Source organism: Streptomyces sp. NPDC020917, assembly GCF_044333795.1.
Lineage (GTDB): Bacteria > Actinomycetota > Actinomycetes > Streptomycetales > Streptomycetaceae > Actinacidiphila.
The window spans coordinates 1-19,244 of sequence record NZ_JBIRRR010000024.1 but is presented as its reverse complement, the minus strand read 5'-3'; the positions used below and the strand labels follow the sequence as shown (position 1 = coordinate 19,244).

At 75.0% G+C, this 19,244-nt stretch carries 16 protein-coding genes and 1 pseudogene; 8 read left to right on the top strand and 9 right to left on the bottom strand.

Annotation, left to right across the window (positions count from 1 at the left end; genetic code table 11):
• Positions 1-112: 112 nt before the first annotated feature.
• The 3 genes from ACH4TG_RS35065 to ACH4TG_RS35055 all read right to left on the bottom strand — a co-directional run bounded on the left by ACH4TG_RS35065 (position 113) and on the right by ACH4TG_RS35055 (position 2,981).
• Positions 113-1,357: an HRDC domain-containing protein gene (locus ACH4TG_RS35065; protein ID WP_398246703.1), complete on the bottom strand. Its 1,245-nt coding sequence runs from the start codon at positions 1,355-1,357 to the stop codon at positions 113-115.
• Positions 1,358-1,478: 121 nt separating this feature from the next.
• Positions 1,479-2,147 carry a LuxR C-terminal-related transcriptional regulator gene (locus ACH4TG_RS35060; RefSeq protein WP_398246702.1) on the bottom strand — a complete coding sequence of 223 codons (669 nt, stop codon included), beginning with the start codon at positions 2,145-2,147 and terminating at the stop codon, positions 1,479-1,481.
• A 222-nt stretch (positions 2,148-2,369) separates the two neighbouring features.
• The gene (locus tag ACH4TG_RS35055) at positions 2,370-2,981 is read right to left on the bottom strand and encodes a DUF3000 domain-containing protein (protein ID WP_398246701.1); all 612 of its coding nucleotides are present in this window, start codon (positions 2,979-2,981) and stop codon (positions 2,370-2,372) included.
• Between the two features lie 179 nt (positions 2,982-3,160).
• Between ACH4TG_RS35055 and hemE the strand changes: the two genes are divergently transcribed.
• Entirely contained in the window at positions 3,161-4,207 is a 1,047-nt protein-coding gene (gene hemE / locus ACH4TG_RS35050) for a uroporphyrinogen decarboxylase (protein WP_398246700.1), read from the top strand.
• A gap of 35 nt (positions 4,208-4,242) precedes the next feature.
• Here hemE and ACH4TG_RS35045 read toward each other — a convergent pair whose 3' ends face one another.
• Positions 4,243-5,457, bottom strand: a complete 1,215-nt coding sequence (locus ACH4TG_RS35045) for a DUF4349 domain-containing protein (RefSeq protein WP_398246699.1) — start codon at positions 5,455-5,457, stop codon at positions 4,243-4,245.
• A 133-nt stretch (positions 5,458-5,590) separates the two neighbouring features.
• Here ACH4TG_RS35045 and hemG point away from each other — a divergent pair, with 133 nt between their 5' ends.
• Positions 5,591-7,060: a protoporphyrinogen oxidase gene (gene hemG / locus ACH4TG_RS35040; protein ID WP_398246698.1), complete on the top strand. Its 1,470-nt coding sequence runs from the start codon at positions 5,591-5,593 to the stop codon at positions 7,058-7,060.
• A gap of 4 nt (positions 7,061-7,064) precedes the next feature.
• Positions 7,065-7,799, top strand: coding sequence for a hydrogen peroxide-dependent heme synthase (gene hemQ / locus ACH4TG_RS35035; protein WP_398246697.1), 735 nt, complete (start codon positions 7,065-7,067; stop codon positions 7,797-7,799).
• 76 nt (positions 7,800-7,875) lie between these two features.
• Here hemQ and ACH4TG_RS35030 read toward each other — a convergent pair whose 3' ends face one another.
• A complete protein-coding gene (locus tag ACH4TG_RS35030; RefSeq protein WP_398246696.1) occupies positions 7,876-8,598 on the bottom strand; it encodes a peptidyl-tRNA hydrolase in 723 nt (240 codons plus the stop codon).
• Positions 8,599-8,657: 59 nt separating this feature from the next.
• On the opposite strand from ACH4TG_RS35030, the gene ACH4TG_RS35025 reads away from it, so the two are divergent.
• Positions 8,658-10,457, top strand: a complete 1,800-nt coding sequence (locus ACH4TG_RS35025) for an ATP-binding cassette domain-containing protein (protein WP_398246695.1) — start codon at positions 8,658-8,660, stop codon at positions 10,455-10,457.
• 22 nt (positions 10,458-10,479) lie between these two features.
• Here the strand turns inward: ACH4TG_RS35025 and ACH4TG_RS35020 are convergent, their stop codons facing one another.
• The 3 genes and pseudogenes from ACH4TG_RS35020 to ACH4TG_RS35010 all read right to left on the bottom strand — a co-directional run bounded on the left by ACH4TG_RS35020 (position 10,480) and on the right by ACH4TG_RS35010 (position 12,689).
• Complete coding sequence (locus ACH4TG_RS35020; RefSeq protein WP_398246694.1) at positions 10,480-11,106, bottom strand: hypothetical protein; 627 nt, start codon at positions 11,104-11,106, stop codon at positions 10,480-10,482.
• A gap of 79 nt (positions 11,107-11,185) precedes the next feature.
• Positions 11,186-11,644, bottom strand: coding sequence for a hypothetical protein (locus ACH4TG_RS35015; RefSeq protein WP_398246693.1), 459 nt, complete (start codon positions 11,642-11,644; stop codon positions 11,186-11,188).
• A 21-nt stretch (positions 11,645-11,665) separates the two neighbouring features.
• Positions 11,666-12,689: pseudogene (locus ACH4TG_RS35010) on the bottom strand (MFS transporter).
• Positions 12,690-13,045: 356 nt separating this feature from the next.
• Here ACH4TG_RS35010 and ACH4TG_RS35005 point away from each other — a divergent pair.
• From ACH4TG_RS35005 to ACH4TG_RS34990, 4 genes are read left to right on the top strand one after another with little or no spacing between them, the layout of a single operon-like run.
• Positions 13,046-14,233: a histidine kinase gene (locus tag ACH4TG_RS35005; RefSeq protein WP_398246692.1), complete on the top strand. Its 1,188-nt coding sequence runs from the start codon at positions 13,046-13,048 to the stop codon at positions 14,231-14,233.
• A 2-nt stretch (positions 14,234-14,235) separates the two neighbouring features.
• Positions 14,236-15,009: a LytR/AlgR family response regulator transcription factor gene (locus ACH4TG_RS35000; RefSeq protein ID WP_398246810.1), complete on the top strand. Its 774-nt coding sequence runs from the start codon at positions 14,236-14,238 to the stop codon at positions 15,007-15,009.
• Positions 15,006-15,614 (top strand): hypothetical protein, encoded by a 609-nt coding sequence (locus tag ACH4TG_RS34995; protein WP_398246691.1) that lies wholly within the window; start codon positions 15,006-15,008, stop codon positions 15,612-15,614. Before ACH4TG_RS35000 ends, ACH4TG_RS34995 begins: the two co-directional genes overlap by 4 nt.
• A complete protein-coding gene (locus tag ACH4TG_RS34990) occupies positions 15,611-17,425 on the top strand; it encodes a cation acetate symporter (RefSeq protein WP_398246690.1) in 1,815 nt (604 codons plus the stop codon). The genes ACH4TG_RS34995 and ACH4TG_RS34990 overlap by 4 nt, the downstream gene beginning before the upstream one ends.
• A gap of 466 nt (positions 17,426-17,891) precedes the next feature.
• Here the strand turns inward: ACH4TG_RS34990 and ACH4TG_RS34985 are convergent, their stop codons facing one another.
• Positions 17,892-19,127, bottom strand: a complete 1,236-nt coding sequence (locus ACH4TG_RS34985; protein ID WP_398246689.1) for an IS256 family transposase — start codon at positions 19,125-19,127, stop codon at positions 17,892-17,894.
• Positions 19,128-19,244 lie beyond the last annotated feature (117 nt).

The window sequence follows — 19,244 nt, the reverse complement described above, 5'->3', positions numbered from 1 at the left end:
CCGGCGAAGAGCGAGCGCTTGCTCACAGGTCATGCTACTCATGGGTAACCCATGTGCACAGTCTTACCCGCGGAAGCGGTACACGTCACACGTCAACCGGAGTTACCGACGGTTACCCCTCGGTCGGGCGGGCTCCCAGAGCCTTGGTGAGCAGCGGTGTCGTCAGCTGCACCTGCCAGGGACGCGCACCCAGGGAGGCGAGCGTGTCGGCCACCAGCTCGGGGGTCGGCTCCGGCGGCGGCGACCAGCACAGCCGCCGGACCGTGTCCGGAGAGACCAGGTTCTCCTGGGGCAGGTTCAGCTCCTCCGCGAGCGCGGAGACCGCGGCGCGGGCCGCCGACAGCCGGGCGGCGGCCACCGGGTCCTTGTCCGCCCAGGCGCGCGGCGGCGGGGGACCGGTGTACGCGGCGGTCTGCTGCGGCAGCTCCCGCTCCGGCAGCGCCCGCGCACGGTCGATCGCGGTCTGCCACTGCTCCAGCTGCCGCCGTCCCATCCGGTGCCCGAAGCCCGGCAGCGCGGCGAGCGCGTGGACATTGGCCGGCGGCTCCAGGGCCGCGGCGACGATCGCGGCGTCGGTCAGCACCCGGCCGGGGGAGACGTCCCGCTCCCGGGCGGCGCGGTCCCGCGCCAGCCACAGCTCCCGCACCACGGCGATCTGGCGCCGCCGCCGCACCTTGTGCATGCCGGAGGTGCGGCGCCACGGGTCGACCCGCGGCGCGGGCGGCGGGGCGGCCGCGATGGCCGCGAACTCCTGGAGCGCCCAGTCCAGCTTCCCCTGCGCGCGCAGGTCCTCCTCCAGCGCGTCGCGCAGGTCGACCAGCAGCTCGACGTCCAGCGCGGCGTACCGCAGCCACGGATCCGGCAGCGGGCGGGTGGACCAGTCGACCGCCGAGTGGCCCTTCTCCAGGGCGAAGCCGAGGACGTTCTCCACCATGGCGCCGAGGCCGACCCGGGCGAACCCGGCCAGCCGCCCGGCGAGTTCGGTGTCGAACAGCGAGGTGGGCCGCATGCCCAGCTCGTCCAGGCACGGCAGGTCCTGGGTGGCCGCGTGCAGCACCCACTCCGTGCCGGCGAGCACCTCGCCGAGCGCGGTCAGGTCGGGGCATGCGACGGGGTCGATCAGCGCGGTCCCTGCTCCGGCCCGGCGCAGCTGGACCAGATAGGCCCGCTGGCCGTAGCGGTAGCCGGAGGCGCGCTCGGCATCGACGGCGACCGGGCCGGAGCCCGCGGCGAAGGCCGCAACGACGTCGTCCAGGGCCTCCGGGCCGGCGGTGACCGGCGGGATCCCCTCGCGCGGGTCCAGCAGCGGGACCGGCGCCGAGGTTGCTGGGGATGCGGGTTCTCTGGCGTCGGTCACCTGTCAAGGCTACCCGTGCCGGGCCGGTCGCGCGGAGATCCACAGGACTGCCCGCCCGGCCGCGACGCGCGCGACCGCCGGCGGAACGTTCCGCCGGCGGTCGCGCGTCCTGCCTCAGGGGTCAGTGGATGATGCCGGTGCGCAGCGCCACCGCGACCATCCCCGCCCGGTCGCCGGTGCCGAGCTTGCGGGCGATGCGCGCCAGGTGGCTCTTGACGGTCAGCGCCGACAGGCCCATGGACACGCCGATCGCCTTGTTCGACTGGCCCTCCGCGACCAGCCGCAGCACCTCGACCTCGCGCCCGGACAACTCCCGGTAGCCGTTGCCGGGGTGGCCCTGGGAGCCGGGCGGGCGGCGCTGCATCCGGGCCGCGGTGGCGCCCAGCGGGGCGAGCCCCGGCCGGCCGGCCAGCGCGCCCGCGGTGTTGCGGGTGCCGGTGACGACATAGCCCTTGACGCCGCCGGCGAGCGCGTTGCGCACCGCGCCGATGTCGTCGGCGGCGGAGAGCGCCAGGCCGTTGGGCCAGCCTGCCGCGCGCGTCTCGGCGAGCAGGGTCAGGCCCGAGCCGTCGGGCAGATGGACGTCGGCGACGCAGATGTCGCGGGGGTTACCGACCCGGGGACGGGCCTCGGCGATCGACGAGGCCTCGATCACATCGCGAACCCCGAGAGCCCACAGGTGTCGGGTGACAGTGGAGCGGACGCGGGGGTCGGCTACGACGACCATGGCCGTCGGCTTGCTGGGACGGTAGGCGACCAGGCTCGTGGGCTGCTCGAGAAGAACGGACACCGGGCCTCCTGTGGCAAAGGGGACTGAAACGGTCACAGTCTCCTTCGGCAGCAATTGCTCCGGGCTTTAGGGAAAGATCACGATTTATTGAGTGGCATTTCCGGCAAATCGGACGCCCGATCGAACGGGTGGTCTCCCCGGGCACACCCGTGCGGAACGCCCCGCCGCACCGGCCGGACGAGGCGGCGGAACCGGCGGGCGCGGGACCCGGCGGAACCGCCGTCAGCTGCGGCGCTTGGGGAGCGGCAGCACGCCGCCGGCCCCGCGCACGGACGACTCGGGGCCGTCCCACGGCGGCAGGCCCGCGCACGCGCACAGCAGATCGCACCAGGCGGCGAGATGGGCCGCCGCGTCCGCGGCGGACGCCGGCGTCCAGGAGGCCCGGACCTCGATCTGGGTGTCGTCGGAGCGGTCGGCGAGCCCGCCGAAGTAGTGCGAGGACGCGCGGGAGACCGTGCCGCTCGGGTCGTGGTAGGCGGCGCCGCGGGCGTCCAGCGCGCCGGTCAGCCAGGACCAGCTCACCTCGGGCAGCAGCGGATCGCCGGCCATCTCCGGCTCCAGCTCCGCCCGGGCCAGGGTGACCAGCCGGAACTCGCCGTGCCAGGCGTCGTGCCCGCCGGGCTCGTGCAGCAGCACCAGCCGGCCGTCGGCCAGCTCCTCGCCGTCCGACAGGACGGTGGCCTCCAGTGCGTAGGCGAAGGGCGCGAGCCGGCGCGGCGCCGCGGTCTCCTCGATGCGGACCCCGGGCCGCACCCGAGCCGCACGCAGCGCCTCGACCGCCTGACGGAAGGAGAAGGGTGCCTCGTCGTCCAGGTGCCCGGTAACCGCTGCCATGCCCGGAAGGGTAAGCGTCTTCGGCGCGCTCCGCCCGCACCAACACCGCTTTCTTGACGGCGTCTCAGGCCATGGACGTGCTCTTTCGGCCAGGGCCGGCCGCACCGCCGCCCCGGGGGCCCGGCGGCGGCCCCCCGGGCCGGTGCGGGGCGGGGGCACGGCCGTGCGAAGATCGGGGGGTGAGTGCGCACCAGAAGACCGCTGATTCCCCCTTCATCCGCGCCTGCCGGGGCGAGTCCGTGCCGCACACCCCGGTGTGGTTCATGCGGCAGGCCGGGCGTTCACTGCCCGAGTACCTGAAGGTCCGCGAGGGCATCCCGATGCTGGAGTCCTGCACGCGGCCGGACCTCATCACCGAGATCACCCTGCAGCCGGTGCGCCGCCACGGCGTGGACGCCGCCATCTACTTCAGCGACATCGTGGTGCCGCTCAAGGCGATCGGCCTCGACCTGGACATCAAGCCCGGCGTCGGCCCGGTCGTCGCCGACCCCGTCCGCACACGCGCCGACCTCGCGCGGCTGCGTCCCCTCGAACCCGGCGACGTCTCCTACGTCACCGAGGCCGTCGGGATGCTCACCGCCGAGCTGGGCGCCACCCCGCTCATCGGCTTCGCCGGCGCGCCGTTCACGCTGGCCAGCTACCTCATCGAGGGCGGCCCGTCGCGGACCTACGAGCACACCAAGGCGATGATGTACGGCGAGCCCGAGCTGTGGGCCGAGCTCGTCGACCGCCTCGCGGACATCGCCGCCGCGTTCCTCACCGTGCAGATCGAGGCCGGCGCCAGCGCCGTCCAGCTCTTCGACTCCTGGGCCGGCGCCCTCGCGCCCGCCGACTACCGGCGCTACGTGATGGCCGCCTCGGCGAAGGTGTTCGACGCGGTCGCCGGCCACGGCGTCCCCCGCATCCACTACGGCGTCGGCACCGGCGAGCTGCTCGGCCTGATGGGCGAGGCCGGCGCGGACGTCGTCGGCGTCGACTGGCGGGTGCCGCTGGACGAGGCGGCCCGCCGGGTCGGCCCCGGCAAGGCCCTGCAGGGCAACCTCGACCCGGCGGTGCTGTTCGCCCCGACCGCGGTCGTCGAGGCCAAGGCCCAGGAGGTGCTGGACGCCGCCGCGGCCGCCGGAACCGGCCATGTCTTCAACCTCGGCCACGGCGTGATGCCCAGCACCCCGCCGGACGCCCTGACCCGCCTCGTCGACTTCGTGCACCGGGCGACCGCGGTCTGAACCGCGGCCGCCCGCACACCGGTCCGCCCGCCCCGCTACCCGGCGGGCGGCCCGTCCGGTTCCTCGGGCGCCTTGTCGCCGGCCGCCCGCTCCCCGGCCGCGGCCCCCGGGTACGCCGGCAGCGTCGGGCTCGGCACCCGCGGCGCGCCGCCGACCGGCCCGCGCCCTTCCGGCGCACGGCCGGTCGGCACCCGCAGCGAGGAGTGCGCCACCCGGCGGGCGTCCTGGCCGCCCGGCAGCCAGCGGCGCAGCAGCCGGTGGCCGGACCAGAGCAGCAGGGCCAGCAGCGCGAACGGCAGCACCACGGCGGCCACCACCAGCACCACCCGCAGCGTCACGTAGAAGCCGTGCCAGCCGTTCTGCAGCCCGTGCCCGACGGCCTTCCAGAACCCGTCGTGCTTCGTGGGGGCCGGCTTCGGCGCGGCCTTCACCGGCGGCTCGACCAGCTGGAGGCTGATCGTCGCCAGGTTCGTCCGCGACTTCAGCGAGTCCTGCTGGGCCTCCAGTGCCTCCAGCGCCGACTCGCGGGTGCTCAGCTCGCTCTCCAGCGACACCACGTCGTTGAGGCTCGACGCCCGGTCCATCAGCGCCCGCACCCGCGCCACGCTCGCCTGCTGCGACTTGATCCGGCTCTGCACGTCCACCACCTGGCCGGTGACGTCCTCGACCTTCACGGTGCGGTCGAGGAGGGTGCCGAGACGGGCCAGCCGCACCAGCACGGAGTCGTAGGCGGAGGCCGGGACCCGCAGCTGGATCGTGGACTCCGCGTGCCCGCGGGCGTCCACCGTGGTGTCCTCGTCGCCCGCGTAGCCGCCGGCGTCCGCGGCCATGGTGCGGGCGGCGTCCAGCTGCCGCTCCACGTCCGGGGTGCGCACGGTCAGGTGCGCGGTGCGGGCGAGGAACGTGGGAATCGCCGGGGTCGCCTTCGGCGGGGCCGCCGTGCCGCTGCCGGAGCTGTTGCCGGATCCGGATCCGGAGCCGCTGTCCGTCGCGCCGGGTGTGGCCGCGGCGCCCGGTGTGGCGGCGTCGTCGCCGCTCTGGCCGGGCGCGGACTTGGCCGCCGAGCCGCCGTCCGCCCGCTGCGCGGAAGCCGCGTCGCTCTTCGCCGAGTTGCTGCCGGAGCTGCTGCTGCAGCCGGCGACGGCCAGCGCGGCGGCGAGCAGCAGCCCGCCGGCTGCGGCTGCGGTACGCCGCCGTCTGCCGTGCCGCCGGGCGGCGCCCGGTCCTGCCTTCGTCGTGAGTGTCGACATCAAATCCCCCCGGGATATGGGCCGTTGGAACGGTGATGCCGGTTGGACGTGCGCGCTGTCGCGCGGGTTGCCGGTACCCGGTCCCGAAGGGGTCACGTTCGGAACTCGATCCGGCGTCTGAGACAGTGGGGACATGAGCCAGACGCACCGCCCGAACGTCCCCGGGCAGGCACCGGGAGGCGCCCCCGACGCGGGGCACGTGGTGGTCGTCGGCGGCGGGATCTCCGGGCTCGCCGCCGCGTACGACCTGGCCGGGGCGGGGATCGCGGTGACCCTGCTGGAGGCGTCCGAGCGGCTCGGCGGCAAGCTGCACGCGGACGAGATCGCCGGCGTCCCGGTGGACCTGGGAGCCGAGTCGCTGCTGGCCAGGAGGCCCGAGGCGATCGAGCTGGCCCGCGAGGTGGGCCTGGCCGACGACCTGGAACCGCCCGCCGTGCTCGGCGCGAAGCTGTGGTCCCGCGGCCGGCTGCGGCCGATGCCGCCCGGCGGTGTCATGGGCGTGCCCGCCGACCTCGGCCCGCTCGCCTCCTCCGGCGTGCTGTCCGCCGCCGGCCTGGCCCGCATCCCGCTCGACCACGTGCTGCCCCGCACCGAGGTCGGCGAGGACGTGGCCGTCGGCGCGTACGTGGCCGCCCGGCTCGGCCGCGAGGTCGTCGACCGGCTCGTCGACCCGTTGCTCGGCGGCGTCTACGCCGGCGACGCCTACGAGATCTCGCTGCGCGCGGCGATCCCGCAGCTGTTCTCCGCCGCCCGCGACGGCCGCTCGCTGATCGAGGCGGCCCGCGGCCTGCAGCGCAAGGCCGCCGCCGCGCGGCAGACCGGGCCGGTCTTCAACGGCATCCGCGGCGGCGTCGGCCGCCTGCCGGTCGCCGTCGCCGACGCCTGCCGGGCCGCCGGCGTCACCATCGAGACCGGCACCGCGGTGCGCGAGCTGCGCCGCAACGGACCGCACGGCTGGCAGGTCGTGCTCGCCGACCGGACCCTGGCCGCCGACGCCGTGGTCGTCGCCGCGCCCGCGCCCGCCGCCGCCCGGCTGCTCGCCGCCGAGGCACCGGCCGCCGCGGCCGAGCTGAGCGCCGTCGAGTACGCCGGCATGGCCCTGGTGACGATGGCCTTCCGCCGCCGGGACGTGCACCGGATCCCGGTCGGCAGCGGCTTCCTGGTGCCGCCCGTCGAGGGCCGCACCATCAAGGCGTCGACCTTCTCCAGCCACAAGTGGGGCTGGCTCGACAAGGCCGGCGGCGACACGTTCGTGCTGCGCACCTCGGTCGGGCGCTACGGCAACGAGGCCGATCTGGCCTGGGACGACACCGACCTGGTGCGGCTGTCCCGGGAGGACCTCGGCGAGGCGGTCGGGCTGCGCGCCGCACCCGTCGCCGCCCGGGTCACCCGCTGGGACGCCGGCCTGCCCCAGTACGCGGTCGGCCACGTGGGCCGCGTCGCGCGGATCCGCGAGCAGGTCGGCAAGCTGCCCGGCCTGGCCGTCTGCGGCGCCGTCTACGACGGCGTGGGCATCCCGGCCTGCGTCGGCAGCGGCCGGCGGGCCGCCCGCGAGGTGCTGGGGACCCTGGTGCCGGGCACCGGGGACGGCGCGGGAGAATAGCCGCATGACCGACTCGACTTCCGCCCCCGAAGCCCCTGCCAAGGCGCCCAACGCGGGCAAGAAGGCCAAGGACCTCAACGAGGTCATCCGCTACACGCTGTGGTCGGTGTTCCGGCTGCGATCCGCGCTGCCGGAGGACCGCGGCGGGTGGGCGGACGAGGTGGACGAGCTGTTCGCGCAGCTCGCCGCGAAGGACGTCACCATCCGCGGCACGTACGACCTGTCCGGCCTGCGCGCCGACGCCGACGTGATGATCTGGTGGCACGCGGAGACCGCGGACGCCCTCCAGGAGGCCTACAACCTCTTCCGCCGCACCCGGCTGGGCCGCCAGCTGGAGCCGGTGTGGTCCAACATGGCGCTGCACCGCCCGGCCGAGTTCAACAAGTCGCACATCCCGGCGTTCCTCGCCGACGAGACGCCGCGGAACTACGTGAGCGTCTACCCGTTCGTGCGGTCCTACGACTGGTACCTGCTGCCCGACGAGGACCGGCGGCGGATGCTTGCCGACCACGGCAAGATGGCGCGCGGCTACCCCGACGTGCGGGCCAACACCGTGGCCTCGTTCTCGCTCGGCGACTACGAGTGGATCCTCGCCTTCGAGGCCGACGAGCTGCACCGCATCGTCGACCTGATGCGGCACCTGCGCGGTTCCGAGGCCCGCCGCCACGTCCGCGAGGAGATCCCCTTCTACACCGGCCGCCGCCGCTCCGTCGCGGATCTCGTCGCCGGCCTCGCCTGACCCGACCCCTGGCGCCGCCCTGACCCGGCGGCCTCGCCTCCGCGGTGGCAGGACCCCCGCGCAGGCTCCGCCGCCGTCAGGGGCGCAGGGCGGGGTGGTCGGCCACCACGGTGCACGAGCCCGGGGCGATCTCGGTGAACCCGGCGTCCCGGACCACGGGCAGCCCGGACTCCGTCAGACGCGTCCAGCCCGCGGGCGCCGCGGTCCGCACGGCGAGCCGGAAACCGTCCGCCGCCCAGGCCGCCCGCTGCGCCTGCGACAGCTCCCACCAGGCCAGCTGGGCGCCGTGCCCCGCCTGGGCCATCGCCTTGCCCGCGGACATGGCGACCCCCGGGTTCATCCACAGCACCGGGGCGCCCGGCTCGGGGAGGGCCGGGGGCGCCGGGTCGTCCAGCTCCGTGCCGGACACCTGGAGCCGGGCCAGGTCCTTCGGCCAGCCGTCGAGCGGCACCGGCGGGTACACCCGCACCTCGGCCGCGTCACCCGTGACGGTGATGCCCGGCAGCGCCTCGGCCCGCCGCCACTCCGCGCCCCGCGCCCGCCGCACGACCTTGCGGATGCGGGCGTCCTGCCAGTCCCGCACGGCCTGCGCCCACTCCCCGTCCTCCGCGGTCGACCGCTCGTCGGCGAGCAGGGTCAGCACCGCGCGCGCCGCCGTCTCCAGCGCGTCGGTCCGGCCGGGCGGCGCGTCCCGCTCGATGCGGACGACGAGCGGCAGCACGAACTGCGGGGCCGCGTCGCGGTCCACCGCCTCGTGCTGGAAGGGGCTGCTGGTACTGGGTTCGACAGGCGTACTCACGTGCCAAGTCTGCCATCCGCGGCTTCCGTGCCCGGGGCGGCGTGGGCCAGGATGGGCCCGTGCGACACGACGGGGACGGGTCCTTTGGCGAGCGGGCCGGGGACGGCGGGCTGCGGCTGGACGGAGTGGGGCGGCGCTACGGGCTGCGCGGGCCGTGGGTGCTGCGCGACGTGGCGCTGGCCGCGGAGCCCGGCGCCGTGGTCCGGGTCGAGGGCCCGAACGGCAGCGGCAAGTCGACCCTGCTGCGGATCGTCGCGGGCGTCGACCGCCCGACCGCCGGCCGCGTCACCGGCCGGCCCGCCGGCGGCACCGCGTACGTGCCGGAGCGCTTCCCGCCCGCGCTGCCCTTCCCGGTGCTGCGCTACCTCACGCACATGGGCGCGGTGCGCGGCCTGAGCGCGCCGGAGGCCCGCACGCGTGCCCTCGGGTGGCTCGAACGCTTCGGCATCACCGGGTACGCCGGGACCCCGCTCGACGAACTGTCCAAGGGCACCTGCCAGAAGGTCGCGGTCGCCCAGGCCCTGCTGGCCGACCCCCTGCTGCTCGTCCTGGACGAGGCATGGACCGGCCTCGACACCCGGGCCCGCGCCGTGCTCGACGGCGCCGTACGGGATCGCGCCGCCGCCGGAGCGACCGTCTTCTTCGTCGACCACGACCCCCAGCGCCTCGCGTACGACGCGACCGCCGTCCTCCGCGTCGACCCCGGCCAGGCACCCGAGCTCGCCGTCTCCCGCGCAACAGTCGCGACCCAGAAGGCCGTTGCGGACGCCGGGACCGCGGCGGCGGGTCCGGGCTCGGCGCCCGGTCCGGCGGACGAGGGCCCGGTGACCGCGTCCGCGGCGGGGACGCCCGCGCCCGGCGACGCGGTCCCGGCCGAGGTGACCGCGGACGCCGGGCAGCCGCTCGCCGGCTCCACCGGCTCGGTCGTGATCGAGGCGGTGGGCGAGGGAGAACTGCCGGCCGCGGCCGCGGAGTCGGGGCTCGACCGGGAGGGCGGGGTGGTGCGCGGCGCGGTGCCGGCCGGGCAGTCGGACGCGGTGCTGCGCGCGCTGCTGGAGGCCCGGCCGCCCTGGCACATCACCTCCGTCAGGACCGCCGCGCCCCGTACGCCGTCGCCCCCGGCCGCGCCCGCTGCCGCGCGCCGATCGGCAACGACCGTGTCCGGACCGGCCGTTCGCGCCCGGCGCAGCGGCGCGGTGCTGCGCTACCAGCTCGACCTGCTGCTGCGTTCCCACCGCTGGCTGCCGCCGCTGATCTTCTACGGCGCCGTGATGGCGATCGGCATCGCGGGCGGCGAGCCGCTGCTCGGCTCCCTCGGCTACGCGGCGGCCCTGCTGCTGCCGGTGGCCGCCTGGACGGTGCGGGTCTGCGTGACGGGCGAGCCCGCGGCGGCGCGTGCCTGCGTCGCCGCCGCGGTCGGGCCCGCGCGGGTGCAGCGGGCGGCGCTGGCGGCCGCTGCCGCGGCCTCCGGAGTGCTGGGCCTGGCCGGGACGGCCGTCGTCGCCGCGGTCAGCGGACGGCACGCCGACGACCTGCACACCGCCGTGCCGGTCGGGCCGGCGGCGGTGGCCGGGGCGATGGCCGCCGCGGTCTCCGTCCTGCTGGGGACGGCGGTCGGTGCGCTGACCAACCCGCCGCTGGTGCGCGGCGGCGGCTGGCCGATCCTGGTCACCGCGATCGCCGCCGGGGCGGTCCTGATCGTCTCCGGGTCTCCCGCGCAGGCCGCCGTCACCGGCCTGGTCACCGGCTCCCGCACCGGCACCGTCCACTACCCGCTGCCGGCCCTCCTGGTCGCGGCGGCCGCCGCCTTCGCCGCCACCCGCCTGTCCGCCTGGGCCGCCACCCGCCTCACCCCGTGACCGGGCCCCGGGGCGGCAGGACTCAGCGGCGCCGGAAGTAGTCGCCGGCCTGCTGCCGTAGCGCTTCGGACCCCACGGCCATGACGAACGGCCCGCTGCTTCCCGGGGCCGGGCTCAGCACGAGCGAGGGCCCCACCTCGGTCCTGGACTGCCGCGCGGCGGGGGAGTCGTAGGTGGCGACCCACGACCGGTCGCTGCAGAACAGCTGGGCGAACCGGTCGCCGGGGCCGCTGGTGCGTGAGCTCGCCGTCCCGTACGGCCCCCCGGGCGGGGAGCCGGCGGCCGGGGCGGCCGACGTGCCGGACGGCGACGGCCGGCTCGCCGTCATCTGCAACCGGACCCGGTCCCTGCCCGCGGCGGCCACGACGAGCAGACCGCATCCCGAGGCCGTCGTGTAGGCGACGAGATGTTCCGCGCCGACCTCCGCCTCGCCGATCACCCGGCCGCGGTCCTCGGCGACGGCCGTGCGGGCGACGTCGGACACGGATCCGGCCGGCTGCACCCGGGGAAGGTCGGCGAGCAGCTGCTCCGCGGCCTGGGAAGCGCCGGCGGCGCGCGGGCCGACCGGATCACCCCAGCAGGCGGTGCACGCCGCCAGGACGGCGACCCCGAGAACGGCATTCCTGATGTGACGGAAGGTGGTGCGCACCGCGATTCCCCCTCGACGGTCCGGCCGATCGGGCCGGACATCGCAGCCTATCGAGGGGCCCGCACCGCTCGGGACTGAATTAACTCGTCCGGTTCGTCCGGTCCTTCGCCTGTGCGGGAGCCCCGGGGGCGGCCTCTTCGGGGCTCTCCTCGGGCTGGAGGCCGGGGCGCAGGCCGATCCTGGCGACGAGGGCGGCCGCCGCCATGATGCCGGCCATGACGTAGAAGACGGTGCGCGTGGAGTACGCGAAGTCCAGGCGCACGTAGTGCGGGATCGACGCGCTGCCGGACGGCGCGGAGTGGGACTGCGCGAGGGCGTGGGCCTGGGACGACGCCTGCGAGGCGGGGACGCCGTGCGCGATCAGCGACGTGCGCAGGCGGGACTCGAAGACGGTCACCGAGATCGTGCCGAGGACGGCCAGCCCGAGGCTCGCCGCGTAGTTGCGGACGGTCTGGGTGATGCCGGTGGCCTCGCCGTACGACAGGCGCGACGCCCGGTTCACCGCGTCCGTGCTCGCCGGCGTCAGCATCATCCCCATCCCGAAGCCGGCGAGGATGACCTACCACTGCTGCGTGCCGAAATCGAGGCCGGTCACCTCGCCGGCCAGCAGCAGGAAGCCGACCGCGGAGAGCACGCACCCCAGCACCACCGGGCGCTTGGCACCGCCGCGGTCCAGCATGCGGCCGCCGATCTGCGACGCGATGACGAAGCCGATGAAGAAGTACAGCAGGTAGACGCCGGCGCCCGACGCCGACTTGCCCAGCCCGATCTGCGCGTACTCGCTGGCGAAGAAGAACAGCGGGACGAACACCAGCATCGAGATGCCCAGCACCAGGTTCTGCACCAGGAACGCCCGGTTGTGGAAGATCCGCACCTGCATCAGCGGCGAGGCGGTGCGCAGCTCCACCCGGTAGAACACGACGAGCAGCAGCACCCCGGCGCCGATGCACAGCCCGATGCCGGGGTTCGACCAGTGCCAGATCTGCGCCTGCTGGAAGCCGAAGACGCTGAGCCCGACGCCGCCGGCGATCAGTGCCAGGCCCCGGTAGTCCATGGGCGCCGGCCGGTGCTCGGTCACCGGCCGCGACAGCGCGATGAGGACCAGGGCGACGACGGCGACCGGCACGTTCACCCAGAAGATCGCCCGCCACGTCCACTGCGTCAGATAGCCGCCCAGCACCGGGCCCACCGCGGTGAGGCCGCCCGCGATCCCGAAGAACAGCGCCCGCCCGCCCGCGCTCGCGCAGCGCGAACGTCTGCACCACGATGCCCAGCGCCGCGGGGAACATGATCGCGCCGCCGGCGCCCTGCACCGCGCGGAAGGTGACGAGCCAGGCCTCGGCAGCGCCGCCCTTGGGCGTCAGCCCGCACAGCAGCGACGAGACCGCGAAGATCAGCACCCCGGCGACGACCACCCGCCGGTGGCCGCGGGTGTCGGCCAGCCGGCCGCCGTACGCGAACAGCGCGGCCAGCGTGAGCAGGTAGGCGTTGATCGCCCACTGCAGGCCGGTGGTCGACAGGTCCAGCTCCTGCTGGATGTTCGGGGCCGCGATCGACACGATGGTCTGGTCGATGAAGGTCATCGCCACCGCGAAGATCATCGCCGCGAGGACCAGGTTCCGGTTCCCCGTTCTGCCGTCGCCGCCCGCCGTCGCCGCCCTATCGCTCACGCCCGCTCCTCGCTCGTCGGCCGGTGGCCGTCGGCCGGTGGACAGGTGCCGGGGCCCCGACGGTCCGAAAGGCTCCCCGGGGTCCGCACGGCGAGGGGACGGGAGCCCAGCGGCCGCCGGCCTCCTCCTGCCGCCCTCCTCCTGCCGGCTTTTTCCCCACCGTCGGCCACCGCCCGCCTGCCCGCGAGCCCGCGGCGGCCAGTCGGGCGCCGCGGTCCGCCGAGAATCCCGTGTCACGGCCCTGTCCGGGGTCCCGGGGCGTCGCGATAATGCGGGGCATGGGGTCCGTGATCACCGTGGTGGCCGTCGCACTGGTGGTCGCGGGCGCGGCGGCGGGGCTGTTCTGGCTGGTCCGCGGACGCCGCGGCTTCGGCACGCCCGCCGACCGGGCCGCCTTCGCCACCCTCCACGAGGCGTCGCTCGCCGCGCCCCCGCTGCGCGACGGCCTCAACCCCGACTCCGCGCGCCGCGCCGCCCGCCACCTGCGCGCGCTGCTCGGCACGCCCGCGCTGGCCGTCGTCGGCGACGGTGTGCTGCTCGCCTGGGAGGGGCCGGGCCGTCGGCACGCCCCGGCGGCCGTCGAGCACGCCCGCGAGGCGATGCAGACCGGCCGGCCCTGGGTGGTGCCGCCCGAGATCGTCGAGTGTGGCGACCTCGACTGCCCGGTGCACAGCGCCGTCGTGGTGCCACTGGTGGTCGACGGCCTGGTGGTCGGCGCGCTGTCCGTCTACGCGCGGCAGGTCTCCGCGGGGCTGGTGCGGGCCGCGGGGGAGGTCGCGCACTGGGTCATCGCCCAGCTGGAACTCGCCGAACTCGACCGGTCCCGCACCCGCATGGTGGAAGCCGAACTGCGCGCCCTGCGCGCCCAGATCTCCCCGCACTTCGTCTACAACTCGCTGACCGCGATCGCCTCGTTCGTCCGCACCGACCCCGACCAGGCCCGCGAACTGCTTTTGGAGTTCGCCGAGTTGACGCGGTACAGCCTGCGCAGCCACGGCCAGTTCAGTACCCTCGCCGAGGAGTTGCGGTCCGTGGACCGCTATCTGCGCCTGGAACGCGCCCGGTTCGGCGCCCGGCTCCAGGTCGACCTGCTGATCGCCCCCGAAGTGCTGCCGGTGGCCGTGCCGTTCCTGTGCCTGCAGCCGATCGTGGAGAACGCGGTGCGGCACGGCCTGGGACCCAAGCCGACGCCCGGCCGGGTCACGATCCGGGCGGAGGACGCGGGCGCGGAGTGCCGGATCAGTGTGGAGGACGACGGGGTGGGCATGGACCCCGAGGAGGTCCGCGTGCAGCTGGCCGGGGAGGGCGAAGGGGACTCGCTCGGCCTCGGCAACGTGGACGAGCGACTTCGGGCGGTCTTCGGCGACGAGTACGGGCTCGTCGTGGAGACCGCCCCGGGCGCCGGGACCAAGGTCAACGTCCGGGTGCCCAAGTACCGGAACGGGGTGCGTGCGTGACGATGCCGCTGCGGGTGCTGGCCGTCGACGACGAGCCGCCCGCCCTGGAGGACCTGACGTACCTGCTGTGCGGCGACCACCGGATCGGGCGGGTGCTCGCCGCCGGCAGCAGCGACGCCGCGCTGCGGCTGCTGGAGTGCGAGCCGGTCGACGCGGTGTTCCTCGACATCCGCATGCCCGGCCTCGACGGGCTCGATCTGATGCGGGTGCTGCGGCGGTTCGCCCGGCCGCCCGCGGTCGTGTTCGTCACCGCCTACGAGGACTTCGCCGTCGACGCGTTCGCGCTCAAGGCGTGCGACTACCTGCTCAAGCCCGTGGGCCGGGAGCGGCTGGCCGAGGCGGTCCAGCGGGTCGCCGAACTCATCGGCGGCGGACCCCCCGGCACGGGCGGGGCGCCGCACACCGGCCGGGGCGCCGACGCGGCCGACGAGCGGATACCCGTCGACCTCGGCGGGGTCACCCGGTTCGTCTCGCGCGACGAGGTGGCGTACGCCGAGGCCAGCGGCGACTACGTACGGCTGCACGCCGCCGGCCGGGCGCCGCTGGTCCGGGTCTCCCTGGCCGTGCTCGAGGAGCGCTGGGCGCCGCACGGATTCCTGCGCATCCACCGCGGCTACCTGGTGTCGCTGCGGCACGTCGAGGAACTGCGCTCGGACGCGGGACGGTGGACGGTCCGGGTCGCGGGCACCGAACTGCCCGTCGCCCGGCGGCACACCAGGGAGCTGCGGGACCACCTCGTCCGGTGGGCGCCGGCCTCCGGCGACGGGCCGTCATGACGGGCGCGCAGCCGCCGTCGCGCCGGGTCGCCGTCACCGCACCCCGCCGCAACCGCTCCGGCGGCTGGTCCGCCCGCGCCGGCGCGCAGGACCTGCACGCCCAGCCGCGCCTCGGCCAGATCTACCTGCGCGCCCTGGTCCGCGACCAGCTGCGCCTGGCACTGGGCGTCCTCGCGGTCCTCGCCGTGGTGCTCGGCGGGCTGCCCCTCGCCTTCGCCCTCCTCCCCGGCCTGCGCACGGCCGAGATCACCGGCATCCGGCTGCCGTGGCTGCTGCTGGGCGCGGTCGCCTACCCGGTGATGGTGGGCGCGGCCTGGTTCCACGTCCGGCACGCGGAACGGGTGGAGCGGGACTTCACGGACATGCTCAACGCTCCCGGGGCGGCGGGCCCGGAAGTGCCGGCCGTGGGGGCGGCGCCGGAGGCGGGGGCAGGACCCGCGGCCGGAGCGGCGGAGGCGGCCGCCGTGCCGGACGGGGGAGGCGGGCCCGGTGCTCCGGAGGCGGAATCCGAGGCGGCGGCCGGCGGCCCCCGAAGCACCGCCGACGCTGTGGACGACGAGGGCCGGCGCGACGCCCGGCCGGGCGCCCCGGCGGGGGAGCGGTGAACCCGGCGCTCGGACTCGCGGCGCTCGCCGTCGTCCTCGCGGCGACCGTCGCCATCGGCGTCTACGGGCTGCGGCTGTCCCGCGCCACCTCCGACTTCTACGTGGCCTCGCGCGAGGTGTCGCCGCTGTGGAACGCCTCCGCGATCGGCGGCGAGTACCTGTCCGCCGCGTCGTTCCTCGGGGTGGCCGGGCTGGTCATGGCCTACGGCGTCGACATGCTCGCCTACCCCGTCGGCTACACCGCCGGCTATCTGGTGCTGCTCCTCCTGGTCGCGGCGCCGCTGCGCCGCTCCGGCGCCTACACCCTGCCGGACTTCGCCGAGGAGCGGCTCGGCTCGGTGGCCGTGCGGCGGGTGGCCGGCGTACTGGTCGTGGTCATCGCCTGGCTGTACCTCGTCCCGCAGCTGCAGGGGGCCGGGCTGACGCTCCAGACGGTCACCGGCGCGCCGCGCTGGACCGGCGCGGTGGTGGTGGCCGTGGCGGTCACCGCCGTCGCCGCGGCCGGCGGCATGCGCAGCGTCACCCTCGTCCAGGCGTTCCACTTCTGGCTCAAGCTCACCGCGATCGCGGTGCCGGCCGTCTTCCTGGTGCTGGCCTGGCGCTCCGCCGGCGCGCCCGCCCTGACCGGCCCCGACGTGCCGCGGTTCACGCACAGCACGGTCGTCCGGCTCGACGACCGGGTGCGGTTCGACGTCGGCTCCCCGGTGAGGGTCACCGTGCGCGGCGGGCTGGACGGCACGGCCTACGGGGGCACCAGCGGCAGCGGCAGCGGCCCGGCCGGCGGCAACGGTTCCGGCGGCCCGGCCGGCGGCAGCGGCACCCCGGTGCTCCTCACCAAGGGCCGGCACACCGCGGAGCCCGGGACCAGCCTCACCTTCCCCGCGGGCGCCGCCGTCCCGCACCGGGACGGCCTGAAGCCGGCCACCGGCGCGGCGTGGGCGAACCCGCTGTCCGGCGCGGGCGGGCGGTCCCACCCGCTGTACGCGGTGTACTCGATCCTGCTGGCGACGTTCCTGGGCACGATGGGCCTGCCGCACGTCCTCGTGCGCTTCTACACCAACCCCGACGGCCGCGCCGCCCGCCGCACCACGCTGCTGGTCCTCGTGCTGCTGAGCGTCTTCTACCTGCTGCCGACGCTGTACGGCGCGCTCGGCCGGGTCTTCGCGCCGCAACTGCTGCTCACCGGGCAGACCGACACGGCCGTGCTGGTGCTGCCGCAGCTCACCGAGGCGGGCGGCGCGGGCCGGCTGCTCGCGGCGCTGGCCACCGCCGGGGCGTTCGCCGCCTTCGTGTCGACCGCCTCCGGGCTCACCGTCTCCGTCGCCGGAGTGCTCTCGCAGGACCTCATGCACGGCTCGGCGCGCGGATTCCGCTGGGCCACCCTGCTGGCGGGCGGTCCGCCGCTCGTGATGGCCACGGCGACCGCGGGCCTGCCCGTCGCCGACGCCATCGGGCTGGCGTTCGCCGTCGCCGCCTCGTCCTTCTGCCCGCTGCTGGTCCTCGGCATCTGGTGGCGCGGGCTCACCGACGCCGGAGCGCTGCTCGGCCTGGTCACCGGCGGCGGCCTCGCCGCCTGCGCGGTCGTCCTCACCAGCGTCCGCGGCGCCGCCGGCGGCTGGTCCGCCGCCCTCCTCGAACAACCCGCCGCCTGGACCGTCCCCCTCGCCTTCGCCGTCATGATCGCCGCCTCCCTCCTCACCCGCCACCGCCTCTCCCCCGACGCGGTGGACCGCGTGATGCTCCGCATGCACCTCCCCGAAGAGGTCGGCTCCCTCCCGCAGCCCCGCCCGGGAGCCCGCAGTCCAGGGTGAACGTGCGGGGTGAAGGTAGCTCGTCAGGTGAACGATTCGGCTGAAGGTGATCGGTGCGGGTAGCTCGAAAGGTGGACGGAACGGCTGAACGTGATCGGTGGACGTAGCTCGTCAGGTGAACGATTCGGCTGAAGGTGATCGGTGCGGGTAGCTCGAAAGGTGAACGTCCTGGCCCCTTATTGCCGCGCCCTCGCCTCCGGGCCCTTAGATCCGGTGTCTGCCGGTCGATCGTGCTCGGCCCGCTCGTTCCTCACGGGCCTGCGCGCGTTCTCCCTCTAGACACCGGCGGGCCCTTCGGCTCGGGCGCTACAAAAACGGGTGAGGCAGCACATGCAGAACGTCCCCAGGGTTCGCTTTCAGGGTCACCCAGGACTAGTTGTCTGGGGTGCCCCATGGGCCCGCACCCATGGGTCACGTCCGCTGAGGTGGTGTATCGACGGCCACCAGCTGGTCTCGTGTTGGAACGCTATGCGGTGAGTTCGGTGGGCAGGGCGGGCTCGTGGGTTTGTGACTCGTTCGGGTGGCCGGTCTTGGCCAGGAGTTCGTGGCTCATGTAGCGGCGGGCTTCGATCCACTCGTCGTTCTGTTCGGCCAGGACGGCGCCGACCAGGCGGATCAGGGCGGTGCGGTCGGGGAAGATCCCGACGACGTCGGTGCGGCGACGAATCTCCTTGTTCAGCCGCTCCTGCGGATTGTTGGACCAGATCTGCCGCCAGAACTGCCTGGGGAAAGCGGTGAACGCCAGCACATCGTGCTGGGCCGCGTCCAGGTGGTCGGCGGCCTTGGGGAACTTCGCTTCCAGGGCATCTAGGACATGCCGCATCTGCGCGTGGACAGCATCGGCATCGGGCTGCTCGAAGACGGTCCGCAGCAAGGTGGCGACCCAGGGCTGCGCGGATTTCGGGACTTGGGAGAGGAGGTTGCGGGCGTAGTGGGTGCGGCAGCGCTGCCACGAGGCGCCGGGCAGCACGGCCGCGATCGCACCGACGAGGCCGGTGTGGGCGTCGGAGATGACCAACTGGACGCCGGACAGGCCGCGGGCGGTCAGCGAGCGCAGGAACGCCAGCCAGCCCGCTCCGTCCTCGGCGGTGGCGACGTCGATGCCGAGGATCTCGCGGTGGCCGTCGGCGTTGACGCCGACCGCGACCAGGGCGTGAACGTTGATGATCCGGCCGCCTTCGCGGACCTTCTGGGTCAGCGCGTCGACCCACACGAACGCATACGGACCGGCGTCCAGGGGCCGGTTCCGGAACGCCGTGACTTGTTCGTCGAGGTGTTTGGCCATGGTGCTGACCTGCGACTTCGACAGTTGAGTGACGCCGAGGGATTCGGCGAGTTTCTCCACGCGGCGGGTGGAGACGCCCAGGAGGTAGGCGGTGGCGACCACGGAGATGAGGGCTTGTTCGGCGCGGCGGCGGCGTTCCAGTAGCCAGGTCGGGAAGTAGCTGCCGGCCCGCAGTTTCGGGATCGCGAGCTCGATGGTGCCGGCGCGGGTGTCCCACTCGCGTGGGCGGTATCCGTTGCGCTGGTTGACGCGCTCGTCGCTGACCTGCCCGTATGCGGCGTTGCAGGCGGCGTCGGCGTCCGCGGACATGAGCGCGTCGGCGAACGTTTTGACCATCTGCCGCAGCAGGTCGGGACTCGCCGAGGCCAGGTTCTCCTCGGTCAGGGCGTGCAGGGGCAGACTGTCGGGTGCGGTCATCGTGCTGATCTCCTTCGAGGCTTTAGAGGAGCTAACACAATGCTCGGATGCGTCTGAAGACGATGATGCAGCAGGCGAGCTTGAGGAAGGCCTCGTGGATGTCGTCGCGGACTTCCC